This window comes from Paenibacillus sp. FSL H7-0323 (assembly GCF_038002725.1).
Lineage (GTDB): Bacteria > Bacillota > Bacilli > Paenibacillales > Paenibacillaceae > Paenibacillus_AQ > Paenibacillus_AQ odorifer.
Window position 1 is genome coordinate 4785759 of the sequence record NZ_JBBODB010000001.1, and the last position, 16782, is coordinate 4802540.

The following is a 16782-nucleotide window of genomic DNA, read 5'->3' on the forward strand; positions in this document are numbered from 1 at the left end:
CTAAATATAAATTTGGGAGAGTGTACTTATGGGCAAATCGAGAAAAGGGTTCACCTTACTGCTTGCATCTTTACTGCTGGCGGGACTTTTAAGCGGATGCGGCGGCAAGTCGCAAGGGGACGAAGCTGGTAGCAACAATAGCAATAATGGCAGTGGCGATCAGCCGACCAAAGCAACGTTAGTGCTTTACGGGGAGCAGTCAAAACGTATGGCTGATTTTGCGAAAAATGAGTTTCATGACAAGGTTCTGCAAGCGATTAACGTCGATGTAAGTATTCAATATTTACCGTGGACCGAGTATGCAACTGGTAAAACCGAGCTAATGCTATCATCCGGCGAAAAATTCGCCACATATACCGATACTGCATTTATGGCAAAATCCGTTGCCAAGGGCTATTATGCTGATTTGACTGAAGCTGCTGAAAAATATGCTGGCGATTTAAAAAAGAATACGGGCGGCGATGAAGCGTTTGACATCTGGAAGGTCAACGGAAAGCAATATGCATTACCTTTCGGCAATAAACCAAATGCTGGAGAAAATTATGTGATTATTGCACGAGAGGATCTGCTGCAAGAAGTCGGTATGACCGATTTGAAAACCGTTGAGGATGTTGAGCAATTTTACAAATTGGCAAAGCAAAAATATCCTGATATGATTGGCTCAGGACGCGGCTGGAGCTTGAATATCTTCAATGGCTCGATTAATTCAAACATTAATATTTATCAGCCGTATAGCTTTATTATGACCGATGGCAACAAGCCGGAAGATCCGACTGTCTACAGCTTTTATGAATCGGATGAATACAAACAAATGGCGGATATCGCCCGCAGATGGAATAAAGAAGGTCTTATCCCAAGCTACGCCTTGTCAAATCCTGCACAAGCAGATTCATCGTTTTTTGCAGGCAAAGCCTTATTCGGCATGGGTGCAAGCTATCGCGTATTTGAGTATATGGATGCCATACGCAAAGCTAACCCTAATGCGGTGTTCAAAAACTACTATTTAGGTGATCCTGCGAAAAAACCACTAATGTCACGCGGCACATATTCTACAGCGTTTGCAGTTGGGGCTAATGTAAAGGGTGCTGAACTTGAGGGTTACGTGAAGTTAATTAACTTACTGCAAAGCAGTCAAGAATGGACAGACTTTATTCTGTATGGCGTTGAAGGCAAAGATTATAACCTAACTGCTGATGGACAGATTGAGTTTATTAATCAAGATACATTGTTCGACACTTGGTTGCCTGATAACATTCATTTTACAAGATTTAGAGATTATATTACTGAAGAACAAATCAGTACGTATCAAAATTGGAACGAAGGCTCGATACTACAAAAAGATATTGGCTTCTCCTTCAACATGGAGCCCGTAAAAACGGAATACGCTCAAATGCAAGCCGTAGAACAAGAATATATACAACCCATATCACAAGGTTTTAAAGACTATGACTCCAATATTGACACTGCCTTGAAAAAGCTGCGTGATGCCGGTTTAGAAAAATTTATTGCTGAATATCAAAAACAATTTAGTGAGTTCATTTCCAGCAAAAAAGCAACTAATTAAGCTTATATGACTATCGGAATAGCCTGATTCATCAACTCACAATTAGGCTATTCCTTCATAATTTCATATAAGGAGGGAATGAAGCTATTGAAGCTGTTGAATCCAGGCAAACAATTTGTAAGTAAATATGCCAATAGATGGCGCAAAAGCTTTAAGTTCAAAGTCTATATGAACTTTTTATCCATTTCTATTATTACTGTAATTATTATCAATGTTGCGGCCTTCCAATATTTTAATGTTTATATGAAAAATCAAATTAATGACATGTTGCGAAATAAGCTGGAAAATATCAGTACCGTATACAACAGCAAACTAGATCAATACCGTCGCCTGACAGAGCTTATTAATAAAATGCCCAAATCTATTTCTTACATTTATGACTATGAAAACACCAGCGTATTGGACGCGATAGAGATAAGCAATAACTTACACCCGATTTTGAATGCGAACGAATCCGTCAACTCCATTTTCTTTTTTAATCAGGATGACATTATTTATGAACTGGATGACTACTATCTTAATCGAAATGAAAAACAAAATATTTTAAAGCAAGTACTGCAATCTAAGACGGATCGTTATCCTATTCCGATTACATTAGCAGATGGCAGCCAGCGACTCGTATTTTTTCAAACCTCGCGCACAGCCTTATACGGCACTAGTCAAAGTGGTATTATCATAGTCTCCAATACGGAAACATTACGTAAGAGCATTCTTTCCAGCTATGAAGATCAGTCTGACAGTATATTAATCGTAGATAATCAAACAAGCCAAATTATAACTGAACAAAATAATAATTATCCCATAGCACCAACTACACTAAATGAAATAGCGCATGCCACAGATGGCTATAACAGCTATTCATCAAAAAATAAGGGTAAAGATGAAGATATAGTAATTTCCTATGTAAATAATGGGCATGAAGGATACAGTATCGTTTCCGTCATGGATTATCAAAGCAGTATTGAACAATTACTTAAGGCTAGAAATGCGATTATTATCTTTTCCATCTTCATTATTTTCATTGCGCTATTATTAAGTTATGTGTTCACTAATAAAGTTTACAAGCCAGTTAATCATATGCTGCTCAATATTTATACAGCCTTCAGAAACTCGGAGCAGGATGATGAAGAGGAGCAAGAACATGGAAATCATTATGATGAGATACAAACAGCATCACTGACAATATCGAAAGCGCTTTCTAAAATGAGTGCCTTGGAATCACGGCACAGCAGCAATGAATTTATAGATTTTCTTCAAAAGCGTAACTATAGTCAACAAAATGCAGACCCGCAACTGCCGCGAGAACTGAAAAGCCTGCAAGAAAAGCTAGGAGATCAAGGACATTATCGCGTTATCAGTGTAGAAGTTACTGCACCTTCTGCTCTAGATCTCGATTATAATCTCTTACTTCTTTTGCAAAATGTCGGGCAACAAATATGGAGCCGGGAAATAGATTATAAAGCCTATCCGATAAGCAGCAATCAGTTCATTCTAATTGTCAGCGAAGGACGGTCGGGTATTTTACTAAACGATCTGCAAGTTGTGGCGCAATACGCTGAACAAATGATTCATAAGCTTGCCGAGAACTATAAAGTTCATATCACTATAGGCATTTCACAAATAGCATATAACTTGCAGCAATTACCGGATTCCTATGAACAAGTCCAACATTTGATAAGAAATAAATTGTTTTGCTACAAGCAGTCGTACTTTATCTTTGACACCTTTACACCAAGTAGTCTATCCAAAGGGCAAGCGAATGAGTTGACACAGAAGATTTTGGAGCTAATTAAAAGCAACCAATTGCAAACGATCCCTCTTGAAAATATAGAAGCTTTACTTGAGCTTGTGAAAAATATTGAATATGAAGCAGGTTTAAGTTATTTAGCCAATTTGCTTGCTGATGCTGCTATGCTAGCGCATAACTCCATAGTAGAAAATAAGGAATACCGTAGCATCTATCTGGATGTCTATGTGAAGCTGCAAAGCTGCAATAATATTGATGAGCTTAGTACCCTGCTAAAAACAATGCTCGACAGTGCTTGTTTAGAGTTAAGAACTTCCCGTTCATTAACGGTGCAAAACAACATTATGAAGGCGATCGAGTATATCCATGAGCATATTAACGATAATACGCTATCCATTGATGCCCTTGCTGAAAAATACAATATGAGCTCATCGTACTTTAGCAAACTGTTCAACAGCTATACGCAGAAGACCTTTCCAGATTATATAAATCAATTAAGACTGCAAAGAGCCGCAGCTCTACTGGTGGAGAAGAAAGATTTCAATATTAACGACATTGCCAGCGAAGTTGGCTTTAATAGTAGTTCTTATTTTGCTGCTGCCTTTAAGAAGAAATATGGGCTGTCACCGTCGCAATACAGGATCAATTATCTTGATGTTACTGCAGAATCAGCTGGAGAATGACACATAGAACATGGCGGCGAACCATCTCCAAAAAAACCTAAAAAGGCACCCGAAGGGGGCCTTTTAGGTTTGGAATACACGTTGTATTAGTGGCTTGTCAGCCAAGCCGCCAACTCTTCTGTCTGACTCAGAATAGCTATTGGGTCCCAGTAGCCGGAGCGATCGCTTGTCCAAAGAAATACGTGATCATTTTTGACTGCTGGCAGTGCGCCCCAGATCAGGTCGGCTTTAAGTTCATCCAGCTTTTTCGAGTCGGAGGTAAGAATAATATAGTCACCGGCATACTTTGGTAAGACCTCAGCAGAGAATGAAGCCCAGCCCGGATCGGCCATTTCGGCGGCGATATCCGCAGGAGGCTTAAATCCCAATCCATTATAGATTGGTTGTCCACCTTTGCCGAAGTCTGTTCCGACGGCCATCAAGCTGTTTTCAGACCATTCAATAATGGAAAATGTGCTATCTGCAGGCACAACCTTCAATACGCTCTCCTTGGCATTGGCCATACGGCTGTCATAGTCTGCAAGCCAGGTTTTGGCCTTATCTTCTTCACTAAGCAGCTCACCGAAATAACCCACTTCCTCATGTACCGTTTTTAAGGAAGCGTATGGAATAACGACCGTAGGTGCGATTTTTGACATCTGCTCATTTAGCTCAGGATAGAAATCATCCATAATAATCAAATCGGGATTAAGCGACAGAATTTTCTCTACATTTCCATTTCCGTCCCCTATATTCTCAACGTCTTTCAAATACTCCTGAAAATATGGATTTTTAATATGATGTTCGGAGGTTCCGATAGGTGTAATGCCAAGCGCAATTAAGCTGCCGAGATATTCACCTGCAACAATTCTTTTGGGATGAAGGGGGATCTCCACCTCACCGTTAACCGTTTTAACGATTTTGGTCTTCGGCTGCTGTGAGGCAGCATTCTCCGTAGCACCGTTTGTACCACATGCGCTCAGTACCAAAATGAAGCTTAACAGCAATACCGATGCCAGCGTAGGCCTTGAATGTTTAAACATGAATGAATCTCCCTCTTGATCAAAATGATACTGATAATCGTTATCAATATAATCAGTATAGTCAAATGATTCAAGGGCAACAATGGAGGATTCTATGTTTGTGGCAGGACTATCTTCTAGTTTGTTCTTTCTGGAATGCAATTCTCTATAGCTAATCGGGGAAACACCCTTATACTTTTTGAACAGCCTGCCCAAATAACTAGGGTCTTGATAACCGACGCCCACTGCAATTTCCTTCAGCGTAGCATCTGTTTCCAGCAGAAGTGCCACCGCTTTTTCGATGCGCACCTTAATTAAGTAATCAATCGGGCTAAGTCCAGTACGGATTTTGAAGTAGGAAGATAAATGGGTTACGCTATAGTTCAGGCTTTCCGATAATGATTCCAGCGTAATGTTATCCGTATAATGTTCATGGATAATGTCGGCAATCCGGGCGGCCAGATCACGCTTAGTCGTATTAACCCCTTGCACCGACATTTGATGAAATAGCTCATACACAAACTGATGGAGTAAAGTGCGAACATGCAACCGCGCAAGCGGCTGCGGCTTCTCCCACTCCTTAAACATCTCGCTCACTATGCGATACAGCGCTACCGAATTGTCAGGCGTCATGCTGTACGAATGATCAAAGGATTTAGCGCCCTCGTATAGCGTAGCAATCTCTAAGGGTAGTGAGGGATGCATACTCACTTTATAATAAATGCTATAGTAATCCAGCCCCTCGCTGCCTGCGTCAATGTTGAGCACAGTTCCTTTGCCTACATGAAGCACTGTAAAGCGCTGTAAACGGTGAACTTGGCTTCCCAGGTTAACTGTAGCATTACCGTGAATCGACATAAGAAACAGCCTTGAGGGGACGTAATAGGAAGGTATAGATTCGCCAGGTCTAAGGGTCATCCGACGAATATCAACTACTTTGCAATTCGCGTGATTCCATACAGCAATAAGGTCATTGATGTCCATGATTGACTAACACCTTACATGTTTTCGTTTGAAGCCGAGCTGCGATTTATCAACTGCCTTTTGAATATTAATTGAAGCATTCAAAATCTTGCTTTTTGCACTACCGGTATGGACTTCCACCGGGCCAACTTCCTTTGCAATCTCAACCGCTTTATCATGAAGCGGCAGATAGGATACGCCCACAGTGTAGATGAAATTGTTCATTGCGTATTTCGTTCGCTCAGGAGCATCATGAATCGTATTTTTAGCAAGCTCCAACATAGCGGCCAATTTTTCTGCGGAAAATTCACTGTCCGGGCGATTTCCGAGCAGCCAGCAGTAACAGTTCCAGCCCGCCGACATTTTCAGCTCTATCTCACTGGCAATCCATTTATCAGAAACCTCTTGCGCAATATCCGTCTCCGCCAACGTTACTGCCACCACAAAGTCCGATAGCATATAGAAATAAGCGCCATCAATCCACCGCTCAAAATCCGACTCGGTCATTGCTTTAGGCTCCGCGATCACCCCGGCAAAATACATAGCGTCGTAATTTCCCGTAGCATAAAGCTGCTCGGCCAAGGGTTGATTATGTTTTATTTTTCTGAAGATAGGCTTCATCTGGCCTGTGGCCACACCAAAAAGCGGTTCGTGCGCGCCATTGGATAGATATATTTTCTTGGTGCGTTCCTTGCCGAGAGCTTCAAGCTCTTGCATGACCGTTTCTAAATCCATTGTTCGCACTTCCTTTTTAGATTATTGGCTAGGGACTCAAACTTTACTTGAATATATCATAAAAGCTCTTATAAATACCTTCTTTTATACATCAAGGTAATTTGCCCCGCTATGTATTCAGCGCTATATTGGTTGCCATCCTTAATCCACCACATAATAATCCCCAGTAGTGAGGCTGCAATAATATCAACGGAGACTACCTCCTTAGTAAGGTCAATGTTCCTCGCGTTTCTTCGTTTTTCGACAGTACTTTTTAACAGGTTGGTCAAGTGTTTTTTGAAGCCTTTATGCTCAATCAATACAGCAAAAACTTTCCGGTATTCAAAAAAATAATTTAAAAAGGTGACCAGCTGCTCCTGTTCGTTGTTGCTCTTCATTTGTAATAGCGGTTCAACCTTCATGGACAGGTCATCGAAGATTTCATGTACGATCTGGCGCAATAAATCGTTAATATCCTCATAATGCAAATAAAACGTTGCACGATTTAGTTCCGCGCGGTTGGCGATTTTTTGGACGGTCAATTGCGAAATCTCCACATTGTCGGCCAATAATGAAAAAACGGCGTTCTTAAGCATCTTTTTTGAGCGAATAGCTCGTGGGTCAACTCTTTTATGTTCAGTCATTTCATCCCTCTATTATCGTTTAAATGGCCTTTCATCAACTAATTTGCCTATTCTGTCGATTAGTCGACATTTTCAATAAAATTGCAAATAGGAATACTATTTAAATCCTGATATGATTTATTTTATTGACACTATGTCGAAAAAGCAATGAAGAGAGGACTGCAACATGCAAGAAGACATTAAGAAAATAAATAAAGGGATCTTACTAACCATCTTAATCTTTGGTTGTTTCTTATCCACACTCAATCAGACGCTTTTAAATGTCGCCTTAAGTAGTCTGATGGATGTATTTGATGTCACGGCAACAACCGTACAATGGATTTCAACAGGATTTATGCTGATCAACGGGATTTTGATTCCGATTACGGCCTATTTAATGAAACGTTTTACAACACGGCAATTATTTATAAGTGCCATGTCATTTTTATTAATCGGTTCTATAATTTGTGCAGCAGCGCCGAGCTTTAGTCTACTCTTAATCGGACGAATGATCCAAGCTGCCGGTGCTGGCATTATAATGCCGCTCATGATGAGTGTTGTGCTGGCGATCTTCCCCGTTGAAAAACGTGGCAGCGCTATGGGACTGCTTGGACTGGCGATGATATTCGCTCCTGCTATTGGGCCAACGCTGGCGGGATTTGTTGTCGAATACCACTCTTGGCGCTGGTTATTTATCGGGCTTATTCCACTTGTCCTCATTGTTATAGCGTTGGCACTCAAGTATTTAGTGAATGTATCTGAGACGTCTAAGTCGAAGCTTGATGTCATAAGTGTTCTTTTATCAACCGTCGGATTTGGCTTAATTTTATACGGCTTCAGTAGTGCAGGCAGTAAAGGCTGGGATGATGTAATCGTGATCCTGACCTTAGGGATTGGGGTCGTGGTAACAGCCGTATTCTGTCTTCGACAAATCAAATCGGATGATCCGCTGCTAAACCTGTCGGTCTTCAAAAATAAAGTGTTTACGATGACGTCTCTTATTAACGTATTAATCACGATGATGATGTACGCAGATATGATCTTATTGCCTATTTATCTGCAGAATGGCCGCGGGTTTACAGCATTTGATGCAGGACTACTATTGTTGCCGGGCGCACTCGTAAATGCGTTCATGTCACCCGTCACCGGTAAACTATACGACCGTTTCGGTGCGAAGCCGCTGTTCATCATTGGTCTATTGTTTATTATTCCATCTATGTGGGCGGTAACAGATTTATCTGAATCAACTACGTATACGTATCTAATGATTCGTACCATTGGCCTGCGAATTGGATTAAGCTTCATTACTATGCCACTCAATACAGCCGGACTAAATGCGTTGCCCAAACAACTTGGCACTCATGGTACAGCTGTGAACAATACCGTTCGCCAAATTGCCGGGGCCATTGGTACTGCTGTCGTAATTACAATTTATACAGTGCAGGCAACAAGTCATGCAACTACAGTGATGCTGAACAATCCCTCCACTACTCCTGACATTCTTAAATCCCTTACATCAATTCTTGGGGCAAGTGACGCCTACTACTTCATGATGATTTTATCCATTGCCGCATTTGTTATAACCTTATTTATGCCCACGAAAAACAAGCTCATGATTGAAAAGAAAGCAAACCTAGTTAGCAAGGAAGAACCTCAGTTGTAACTAGTAATTGCAGAGTAAATGAAGAAAAGCCATTCCTTAGCGGAGTGGCTTTTGTTATGAATGGCTTGCTTTGGATCATTGGAGCACGTATTCCTACGAGCATCAATATTTTCTTATCCATATCAGTATCCCCCTCTCCGTATCAAATGTGTAGACTCTATTATAAAAACGGAAAAATATTTAAACTTTACACATAAGTTAATATATGGTATTTTAATAGTGTTTTTAAAAGGAATATTAATCCATAATAAGGAGCTGATTCCATTCATGAAATTATCTTTAAAAAAGAGATTGATGCTTGTTGGAACCTTTGTTTCAGTCTTTCTTTTTTCTTTTGTTTCCCAAGCATATGCGACTAATTTAATTGGCTACCCTACAGCTACACAAGCTAAGAATAATTGGTGCTGGGCTGCGACTAGCGTTACCATACTTCAATATTACGGAATCTCTGTAAGCCAATGTTCTTTTTATGATCATGTGAAGGGAACCTCCGGCTGTACAACAGACGAGAGTGAATCTTATGGAACTGTTCAAGAAGGCATTCATGATTATGGTGTCTCCAGTTGGAATCATACAGGAGCACTATCTTACAGCGATGTAAAAAACCAGATTGATAACGTTGGCAGTCCTATATATGTAAGCTGGAAATGGAATAGTGCTACCGGTGGCGGGCACGCAGTAGTTATCTATGGGTACGACACATATAGTGGAAATGATTGGATTCAACACATGAACCCGAGTGGGGGCACAAAAACCTCCATGTTATACACCAACGTTAAAGGTGGCTCCAGCTACGATAGAACCTGGAGATGGGGACTTCATGGCTTCAACAAATATATTTAAGGAGGGCTTCCCATTAAGAAAACGCTGCTGTTAACTGTAACTTCATTCGTTTTATTTCTGACTTTTTTCTCACCTGTATGGGCTCAGACCGTAACTGAAGATGTTGTTTCTTTTGCAAATACAGAAGGATTAACATTGATTAAAGAAGGGCTATCTAAAGATCCTGAAGGGTATGGTTACAACAATGAAGCAGAGATTAGTGAAATTACCGTAGGTCAAGGAATGCAGATTCATTTTATTGATGGCGCTAAGCTTAGGGCGGCTTCCGATAGTCTGATTGAAACGGTCACACCCCAAGACAACTGGGAGTTTCTTATTTTATCGGGCGGAATACCCAAATCTAAAATGATCATTCAAAAGGATTCAAACGGGTCCTATCAAGTTACTGAGTTTGGAGGAAATCCTAATACTTTGGCCTATGCTATTCATTCACTAGAAGCTGAGGGTGAAGTGAGTGAGCCTACACTTATCCGTGAGCGGGACGAATATATAGCTGCCTTCAAGAAAGACAATCAGGAACTAATCATCGCCCCACAACAAGCCTCATCAGCAGAAACAAAAGGACTAAGCAATATTTCGGAGCCTCAAGCACCCGGGCATTTAATTGATGTGTTACAAACGATGCAGAACGATTCTTCCGATGACGAGCAGGATGGGTCGGGAACCATTGCTTCCGCATATTATGCGGACGATAATAATCATCTAACAAGGTCTATCACCATTAGCGCCATTATTGCTCTAGTAGCGGTATTTGTGTTCTGGGCCTATCTCAGAAGACGTACACAACCTAAATAAATGTAAAAATAAGTAGGCCGCCCTCCTTCATTGGATTGCGGCCTACTTTGATAGATAGTACCTCTAAAAAGCCTCCCTCTCCCCATATGATTAGGACATAAAGGCTGCCAAAGACCTCGTTAGCATAACACCATTTGTAATGGTATCTTGCGGCTAAACATCTCGTCCAGTACCCATGCCCCTTTTATACATTTTTTCTGCTTCAATAGGACTTTCTTTTGCCGTGATATGATACGGAATTACCCGATAAACTTGAACCGGACCGCCAAATACAGCCGATCTATACTTTTCCACATGCTGCTTGGACAAGGGGCGATTATAATAACCCGGTACGTATTTATTGATCAATTCCTGAAGTATGTGTGTGGCTTCATCCAAATCTGAAATCGGTTCTGCTTGTCCAAAAATCATTACGCTCATATAAGCTGTATCCGTTTTGGCTGGTACCGGATCTGTAATAGTTCCGTATTCCTCACATACCGTAAAACATACCTCCGGATTATCACGCATGACCTGATTACGTCTTCCATCTCCAGCCCCATGAATATACAGTTTCCCTTCAGTCCATACATAATTAAGTGGCACAACATAAGGGAGGTTCCCATCAACCAACCCCAGATAACCTAATCTCGTTTGGTGAAGGAACCTTTCAATCTTCTCTTGATCTAGGCATTCCCTGGTCTTGTAACGAACCGAATTCATATCGAATCTCTCCTTTTATTTAAATTGCGGATACCTGCGTTGTTACGGTAGTATATCAATGAATGGATTGCATTAAAATATCCATAATTCGCTGTTTAGAGCAATCCATAATCAGCTTTTTATGATTGGAGTTTCTATTTGGAGGTATGTACGATGATGAAAGTAATTCGTAATGATAAGAGACCGATCTGGCAGCAATTGCTTGATCAAGCGATCCATAATATTACTAGTGGAGTCTGGGCACCAGGAGAACTACTGATTCCTACCCGCGAACTTGCGCACATCGTAGGTGTCTCCCGCTCAACTATACAGATCGTCTATGAGGAATTGTTAAGTCGGGGTTATACAGTTACCTCCCGCCGGGGAGGGACGCGAGTTAGTACATGGAAGCAAGTCGCTATATCAACGAAGGAAATAGAAACAGAGGGCCCCACACCTCCTTCACTCTCCTTGCTAGACTCAGCTGTTGATCAATTACATGACTGGTTCAGAGGTAAAGAGCCGCTAGAAGTGGATATTGATTTCAGTCCCCATGAACCCTATTTGGACGAACAATTCCAAAAAAACTGGCGGCAATCGCTGCTCCAGGCATCCGCTGAAATGGATTTATCAAGCTGGGCTTACGGTAACTGCTACGGGTACACACCATTACGTGAGCAAATACAGCGTTATTTATCACTTGAACGGGGCATACATGTCCAAACCAATCAGATTCTGTTGACCTCAGGAGCTCAGCATAGTATTGACTTAATCGCACAGTCACTTTTAGCTGATGGGGACACTGTCTCAGTAGAAGATCCAGGTTTCCCAGCTGCTTGGATGGCAATGAAATACCGCCGTATGAATGTGGTACCCGTTCCTGTTGATGAGTATGGTCTAGTGGTTGAGCATATTCACCCGCAATCCAAGCTGGTCTTTGCCACCCCTTCCCACCAGTGCGCAGTAGGGGTCGTTATGTCGGAGCCCCGCCGGCAACAATTGCTGCATAAGGCCGTTCAAGAACGATTTTGGATCATTGAAGACGATTATGATAGTGAATTTCGATATCGCGGGGAGCCGCTGCCAACGCTGTTTAGTCAGGCATCTAATAATACTTTGTATCTCATGAGTTTCTCTAAAATGATTGCACCAGGCATTCGTATTTCGGCTATTGTTGGATCAGTCGAGGCAATTGCTCAACTAGCGAAGGTGCAGGAGCTGACTTACCGTCATCTTCCGATTATGGATCAGCTAACACTAACCCACTTCATTAAAAATGGTCATTTTATGCGCCATATGCGAAGAGTCAGAAACGTATACCGGCGAAGACACGAGGTCATGGCAAAAGCTATTATGGCTACCGGTTTAGGGGAGCGCTTCACGCTCAGTGGAGTAGAAACTGGATTACATATGTTATTAGAAGCTGAGGAAACATTCGACGAAGAAGCTGTGACAAAGTTAGCCCTACAACATGGAATACGTGTGTACCCTCTTGGACCCTATTGTTTGGATAGCAAAAGAAAAGGATGGGTATTGGGGTTTGCAAAAGTAAATGAGGCAGCGATTGAGCAGGGCATTCATCGTCTTGCGGAGCTGATCCTATAAAATCATCTCCGCAGCACTCACAAAATTTGTTAAACAGTCCATAGACTATTTTAGATCTATGAAACCCTTGCTTCCGCGTATTATCCGGACGATAATAATCACCTAACAAGGTCTATTACCATTAGCGCCATTATTGCTCTAGCAGCGGTATTTATGATCTGGGCCTATCTCAGAAGACGTAAGCAACCTAAGTAAATGTAAAAAGAAATAGGCCGCTCTTTTCATGGAGTGCGGCCTATTTTTCTCTCATCTACGGCTCCCGAGAAATATTCAAACACTGCACTCTAATACTATTAAAAACTTACCAAGAAACTACTAAAAGGCATGTTGATTACTACTTCCGGAGACTATTTTTTATATGAGAAATCAATCCTGGATTGGCTCAAACAGGCAATGTAGTATTTGAAATCCCAGAAGATATGACTGGCTTTCTTTTGAATGTCCAAACTGGGTTCTGGGGAACCGAACAAGGACAGATTGAATTGAAATAATACTATATGGATCGTAAACCACCCAACTGGATATTTAAAAATCAATGCAAAAGGCACTACCTTGAGGCAGTACCTTTTGCATTGTTAAGTGAAGAGATATCCAATTTAGGGGGGGAATACTCCACATCGACCCAATCAGGTCGTACATTACATAGCTTTTTCAGCCAGATCGTTAACTAAATTTCTCATCCACTTACGGGAGTAAATCCGGGCGTAGCCGAAGCCAAAGCGGACAACCTCCTCCAGCGAGATGACGAGATACACAAGGTAGACAGGTTGCTTCCAAATGTATGACAGCAACAGCCCGGATGGGACACCTATCAGCCACGTTGCGGTAGACTCCATGCCGAATACGAACTTGCTGTCTCCTCCGCTGTTTAGAATACCGCCGGCTATAATCATATTGGATACTTTGACCCAAAGAAATCCAGCAAACACGATAACGATATACATGCTCATTTGCTTAGCATCCTCGGAGATATTGAACGCAGAGACATACAGCTTCGAGCCTGCCGCAATGATAATCCCGACAATCAGAGAGATAATGATGCCTAGGCGAATGAACCTTTTCGCATGATCGAGTGCGATATCAGATTCATTCGCACCCAAACGGTTGCCAACCATTACCCCTGCTGCACTAGCCAGACCCGATAATAAACCGATGCAAAGACCCTGAAGTGGGAAGGTAATGGTCATTGCAGTCATTTCCATCGTCCCCATACGGCTATAAATGACCGCATATGCCGTTTCACCCAATACCCAGATCAATTCAGTCAGTAGCAGCGGATAGGTCGTTCCAAAAAACTTGCGAATGAGCGGTTTAGGAACGCTGAATAAGTTCTTTAACCCGACAGCTCCCGGTAAACGATACCGGTACACGGCACCAATGATCAACAAGCATTCAAAGACCCTAGAGATAAGAGTAGCAATGGCAGCGCCCTTCAGACCAAGCGCAGGAGCACCGAAATGACCGTAAATAAGTACGTAATTCAGTATAATATTCAAGCCAACTGCAATTAGACTTACATACATCGGCCATTTGGCATGGCCAGTACTGCGTAAAATGGCGGAATACATCATCGTGAGCATGACAGGCACAAAACCGATCGACATTATCTGGAGAAAGATATAACCCTCATCTATTACATTCACGTCTGTAGTAAATAGGCTCAAAAAGAGCGGCGAATCGATAAAGACAGCCGCAGAGAACAGGAACGAGAACGCAAAGCCGGTGATCAGTCCGAGACCCAGTACTTGAGAGACGCTTTTGGAATCTTTATTTCCCCAAAACTGGGCTGCATATATGGATACACCCGTCGATAAACCGGCCAAGACAACCGCGATGATCCCGTATATTTTGGTCGACATCCCCACCGAGGCAATTGCCACATCTCCCAGCTGCCCAACCATCAATTGATCCGTCAAATTAAGCAACGCCATCAGCAAGCTTTGAAGCGTAACGGGCACAGCGATTTTATACACACTTTTGTAGAAATCTTCTTTCTCTGACATGTATCGTTCACAACCCCCATATTCTCGATTTTTCCAGAACTTATAGCCATTCGCAGTCTATGACTTAGTGTGAGGTTAGATCACCTTTTTGTAGCGCATGAGCGTGTAGTTATCTTTTGGTTGAATTTCTACAATCTTGAACTTTTTCGCAAAGTTCAATTGCTGATACCCGTCTCCATCCACTAAAGTAATGTTTGTGGAGCCGCCTATGATGATTGGAAGCTGCATTAGAATAATCTCATCGACGATATCCTGATTGAAAATATGCCAGTTTAAGAATCCGCCGCCTTCGACCATCAGACTGGTAATCCCATAGTTCTCCTCCAACTGACGTTCAAGCTCCACAAAATCTACTTTATCCTCGCCGCAGATAAGGCACTCCTTTCCTCTTTGCCGGATCTGTTTGATTTTTTCTTCATCCCGTCCTTTCTCGGTCGTGACAATAATTGTCTTCCCTTGGTCCGAGAGTACATTGCAATCTAGCGGAATATCCAAGGTAGTTGTCGGAATGATACGAATTGGATTTTTATTTTCCTCATACCGATTAGTAAGGAAGGGATTGTCCGTCAAAATTGTATTTTTGCCGACCATAATTCCCTGCACCTTCCCCCGGAATAGATGAATAAATTCCATATCCTCACTGGAAAACAAAGAAAAAAGCTCTTTACTCGAATTACCAGCGCCCATAGTGAGCTTTCCATCAATAGAAATTTGGCTGAATATCGTTGTTTTCATTTGGCTCTCCCCATCTCTTATTAGCTTTTAAATGCGCCCCAAGAGGCTTGAATAGTCTGTTCTATTTTGTTCAATGCTTGTTCAGGATTGCTCAAGGGCAGCTCGATAAGACCCGCATTTAACGCCTCCCATACATGGATCATGAAGGGATAATTCGGCATCGGCCGTGAGTGATCTAGAAGCGATAAAATCATCTTTTTGTTAGGCGCAGCAGAGGCAGCTAGACGGTTCAGTACCTCTTCATGAGCCGGAATCCGCTGTACACCCAGCGTCCACATCGTTTGGCATTCGTCACTCAGCATAAAGCGCGTGAATGATAAAATATCTTCCCGCTCCTCGGACGTTAATGAATGATTAGGGTAGATCAGGCCAATAGAAGAAGACATGGATAACGATTGCCGCCCTTCGATGCTCGGAAGCTGGCAAACCGCAAGCCTATTGTTCATATGCTTATCTAGATGGTTATAAATCCACTCGCCACAAATAATGGCGCCGATCTTACCGTCAATGAACTGCTCAAGCAGTCCTGTCGAGCCGTCGAGACTAACGAGCACGCCTTGATCCATCTTGTCGCGAATAAACTGAAGCGCCTGCTTCATTTCAGAGGTGACGATATTCGGCTTTCCATTCTGTACAGGCCAGCCGCCGAAAGCTGTAAGGAACGGAATAAACCAATAGCCTTGCTGTAAGTCTGCTCCAATCGGTACGATACCTTGGGCGGATAACCTTTCTGCTGCCTCTTCGAACACGTCCCATGTCGTCGGCGCACTAGGGTAAATCGACGGGTTGTAATACACAACCAGATGATTGCCCCGCAATACCGGGATACCATACTGAACACCATTCATTTGCATCGTTGAAAGAGCACCCTCAGTCAGCGTATCGTCAAATAGCCCGCCCGGCACTTCGGAGTAAAGACCGTTCTCAACATAGGAGGACATGTCGGCAGGAACCATCGCCAGATGTGGACCTTGCTGGGTGTCCTTAATTTGGTTCAGGCGCGCAGTCAGCTCCGTAATATTCATGACTTGTGGCGTAATTTGTAACCCAAAGCGCTCAGTATACAGCTTACAAATTCCCTCCAGCACCTCAATCGAGGTATCTCCCGGACCATCAAACTCATGCCATATCACGACTTCCTTATTGTTCTTTTCCATTGCAG

At 42.3% G+C, this 16782-nt stretch carries 14 protein-coding genes; 7 read left to right on the forward strand and 7 right to left on the reverse strand.

Annotation, left to right across the window (positions count from 1 at the left end; genetic code table 11):
* The first annotated feature begins 28 nt into the window (after positions 1–28).
* Together MHH89_RS21620 and MHH89_RS21625 are read left to right on the forward strand one after the other, a co-directional pair.
* Positions 29–1564: a DUF3502 domain-containing protein gene (locus MHH89_RS21620; RefSeq protein WP_076282202.1), complete on the forward strand. Its 1536-nt coding sequence runs from the start codon at positions 29–31 to the stop codon at positions 1562–1564.
* Positions 1565–1642: 78 nt separating this feature from the next.
* Positions 1643–3994 carry an AraC family transcriptional regulator gene (locus tag MHH89_RS21625; RefSeq protein WP_341088084.1) on the forward strand — a complete coding sequence of 784 codons (2352 nt, stop codon included), beginning with the start codon at positions 1643–1645 and terminating at the stop codon, positions 3992–3994.
* 86 nt (positions 3995–4080) lie between these two features.
* Here the strand turns inward: MHH89_RS21625 and MHH89_RS21630 are convergent, their stop codons facing one another.
* From MHH89_RS21630 to MHH89_RS21640, 3 genes are all read right to left on the reverse strand, one after another.
* A complete protein-coding gene (locus MHH89_RS21630; protein ID WP_341088086.1) occupies positions 4081–5979 on the reverse strand; it encodes an AraC family transcriptional regulator in 1899 nt (632 codons plus the stop codon).
* Between the two features lie 6 nt (positions 5980–5985).
* Positions 5986–6693, reverse strand: a complete 708-nt coding sequence (locus MHH89_RS21635) for a DNA alkylation repair protein (protein WP_076191538.1) — start codon at positions 6691–6693, stop codon at positions 5986–5988.
* Between the two features lie 68 nt (positions 6694–6761).
* Positions 6762–7316 (reverse strand): TetR/AcrR family transcriptional regulator, encoded by a 555-nt coding sequence (locus MHH89_RS21640; protein WP_076124245.1) that lies wholly within the window; start codon positions 7314–7316, stop codon positions 6762–6764.
* 166 nt (positions 7317–7482) lie between these two features.
* Between MHH89_RS21640 and MHH89_RS21645 the strand changes: the two genes are divergently transcribed.
* The 3 genes from MHH89_RS21645 (at position 7483) to MHH89_RS21655 (ending at position 10596) form a co-directional block, all read left to right on the forward strand.
* On the forward strand, positions 7483–8958 hold the full coding sequence (locus MHH89_RS21645) for a DHA2 family efflux MFS transporter permease subunit (RefSeq protein ID WP_076124247.1): 1476 nt from the start codon (positions 7483–7485) through the stop codon (positions 8956–8958).
* Between the two features lie 267 nt (positions 8959–9225).
* Positions 9226–9801: a C39 family peptidase gene (locus MHH89_RS21650; RefSeq protein ID WP_076124249.1), complete on the forward strand. Its 576-nt coding sequence runs from the start codon at positions 9226–9228 to the stop codon at positions 9799–9801.
* Positions 9802–9936: 135 nt separating this feature from the next.
* A complete protein-coding gene (locus MHH89_RS21655; RefSeq protein ID WP_076282206.1) occupies positions 9937–10596 on the forward strand; it encodes a hypothetical protein in 660 nt (219 codons plus the stop codon).
* 153 nt (positions 10597–10749) lie between these two features.
* Here the strand turns inward: MHH89_RS21655 and MHH89_RS21660 are convergent, their stop codons facing one another.
* Positions 10750–11298, reverse strand: a complete 549-nt coding sequence (locus MHH89_RS21660; RefSeq protein ID WP_076124253.1) for a pyridoxamine 5'-phosphate oxidase family protein — start codon at positions 11296–11298, stop codon at positions 10750–10752.
* Positions 11299–11451: 153 nt separating this feature from the next.
* Here MHH89_RS21660 and pdxR point away from each other — a divergent pair, with 153 nt between their 5' ends.
* A complete protein-coding gene (gene pdxR / locus MHH89_RS21665; protein WP_076307583.1) occupies positions 11452–12882 on the forward strand; it encodes a MocR-like pyridoxine biosynthesis transcription factor PdxR in 1431 nt (476 codons plus the stop codon).
* A 365-nt stretch (positions 12883–13247) separates the two neighbouring features.
* Entirely contained in the window at positions 13248–13373 is a 126-nt protein-coding gene (locus MHH89_RS31370; RefSeq protein ID WP_139332114.1) for a DUF4352 domain-containing protein, read from the forward strand.
* Positions 13374–13520: 147 nt separating this feature from the next.
* Here the strand turns inward: MHH89_RS31370 and MHH89_RS21670 are convergent, their stop codons facing one another.
* The 3 genes from MHH89_RS21670 to MHH89_RS21680 all read right to left on the reverse strand — a co-directional run bounded on the left by MHH89_RS21670 (position 13521) and on the right by MHH89_RS21680 (position 16777).
* Complete coding sequence (locus MHH89_RS21670; protein WP_312147342.1) at positions 13521–14885, reverse strand: MATE family efflux transporter; 1365 nt, start codon at positions 14883–14885, stop codon at positions 13521–13523.
* Positions 14886–14960: 75 nt separating this feature from the next.
* Complete coding sequence (locus MHH89_RS21675; protein WP_312147340.1) at positions 14961–15620, reverse strand: dihydrofolate reductase family protein; 660 nt, start codon at positions 15618–15620, stop codon at positions 14961–14963.
* A gap of 20 nt (positions 15621–15640) precedes the next feature.
* Entirely contained in the window at positions 15641–16777 is a 1137-nt protein-coding gene (locus MHH89_RS21680) for a sugar ABC transporter substrate-binding protein (protein WP_341088097.1), read from the reverse strand.
* Positions 16778–16782: the final 5 nt, after the last annotated feature.